General features: G+C 33.4%; 2 protein-coding genes. Both read left to right on the top strand.

Annotated elements, in window-relative coordinates; genetic code table 11:
• Positions 1 to 539 (top strand): hypothetical protein (locus tag KDK19_RS14285; protein ID WP_257292222.1); only part of this gene is annotated, 539 nt, incomplete at its 5' end.
• Position 540: 1 nt separating this feature from the next.
• A complete protein-coding gene (locus tag KDK19_RS14280) occupies positions 541 to 2007 on the top strand; it encodes a hypothetical protein (RefSeq protein ID WP_257292221.1) in 1467 nt (488 codons plus the stop codon).
• Positions 2008 to 2011: the final 4 nt, after the last annotated feature.

Below are 2011 nucleotides of genomic sequence, written 5' to 3'. Positions count from 1 at the left end.
GCCCAAAGACATTCCCTTTAGCTGTGAAATTCTCAAAAGTATATCGTAGGGCTAACAATAATTTTTCTGCTGAAAGAATTATACGTTTTTATGAAGTTCATGAGACTCTGAAAGTGGATATTGCCAGAGAACTCTTTAGAATGAGATCCTTTTATAAAGTTGTACGGCTGTTCTCTAAAGAAAGATATGATGAAATCCAGCATAAATACGGCTTGCCTATAGTTGAATTGATAGGTGACTCATATCATGCACTTAGAAATTTTGATCGAGCTTTGGGGTATTATGAATATATTATAAATACTCATAAAGCGGCTAAATCATCAAGAATAAAATCTGCTGAATGCTATTATCATTGCGGCAATTTTGAAATGAGCTTATTCAGATTGAAGCAATATATAATACGTAACGGTATCAACCCACGAAGTAGAATGTTATATGGCAATTTAGTTAGCAATAAGGCAAAAAAACAATATAAGAAAAAACTATTTCTAGAAAAAAAGTATGGCCTTAAAATCAACTACAAACTAGAAATCATTTAAAATGGACTCATTTTCAATAAACCCTAAAGTTGTTGAAGAAAACATCAGTCGTATTGAACAAGAGTTTAACGTAAAAAACATAAGATTTAATAACTGGCATGTCTGGAACGCTGTAAAGTGCTTATTAGCAGGCCTTCACCTATGGTCTTTTGATAGTGCCGGGCTATTGGCTTCTGCCAATAGAAAAACTTACTCTGTTTTTAATAGAGATACCTCGTTCCGTCAAAACAAACTTTTCGCAAAAGAGGTTGGAGATAATTTGCTATTGGCGAAAGAAAAGCATTGCCTTAATAATAAGTATGACATTGTTTTTCTTGAAGCTCTTGACTCATTAATTTTGAACGAGAACGGTTCTTCAGAAAATAGAATTTTTCAGCCTATTCAAGATGAAATGTCAGAGTTTTCACAGTTGAGCATTCTTCCATTTGATAACAGCTTTAGAAAAATCAAATTTGAAAGAGATGTACTGTACTACAAGAAACCGATTGATAAATTTATACCCAATAATTTTAAAGAACGTAATATAAGAGGACTGAAAGAACTCTTCTTCTTCATTCGAAAGAACAAATTATTATGCCCATTCAGTTATGATTATGTTGACAGATGGATTAAATCTATCTTTATAAGATCAGATAATTTCATAGATATTTTATCTAACATCTCACCCAAGCTTCTCATGTTAACCAGCTTTTACTCTTCTGAACGCCTGGCTGCGGTTATTGCCTGCAAACAGCTGGGAATAAAAACGGCAGAAGTACAACATGGGATTCTGGGGCCAAACTTTCATAACTTGAAACAATTTGATCATCAAAAGGATATCTTGCCAGATAGTTTTTGGGTCTGGGGTGAGACTTCAAGAAAATACATAAAGCCAGTAAAAGACGATTTAGCACCAGAAGTGCTGGTGGGAGGGAAGTTAGACTTATTTTCCTATAAGAATGGAAGCAATAGAGAAGGTAAAAAGATCAAGAATATTGTATTTATTGAGCAATATACTCACAACCATACAAAATCAATGATAACCAAGGCGGTTAACACGATAATTGACAATAATCTTCAGGATAAATTTCAGATCTCTTTGAGACTGCATCCTCGAAGTCATCATTTGATAGAAAAATATAAAGACCATTTTTCTAGTTATACTTTTTTTGATATACAAGAAACCACCTCAAAAAATATATACGAACTCTTAAATCAGGCTTATGCGGTAGTTGTTGAAAGTTCTACAGTGGCATATGAAGCCAGTTTTTTCGGATGTAAAGTTCTGACCTATGGCGAAAATGCCAAGGAATATTTTTCAGAAGCAATCAGCAAAAAGTTATTCCATTATATCGATGATTACAAAAAGACTGTCGAATACATTGTTAACATGCCTGAGATGGCAAGCGATGGAGACAATGACTTTTTTGTCAATTGCAAAGGGCAGTCAGATTACAATCTGAATAAACTAAAAGAATACATAATTTGATTAT

Source organism: Endozoicomonas sp. ONNA1, assembly GCF_024606325.1.
GTDB lineage: Bacteria > Pseudomonadota > Gammaproteobacteria > Pseudomonadales > Endozoicomonadaceae > Endozoicomonas_A.
Note: the sequence above shows the minus strand (reverse complement) of the source record. Positions and strands in the feature narration are given on the sequence as shown.

Bases quoted from the DNA above. Each gene is read 5' to 3' on its own strand.
- KDK19_RS14280 (WP_257292221.1), top strand. From the start codon at position 541: ATGGACTCATTTTCAATAAACCCTAAAGTTGTTGAAGAAAACATCAGT.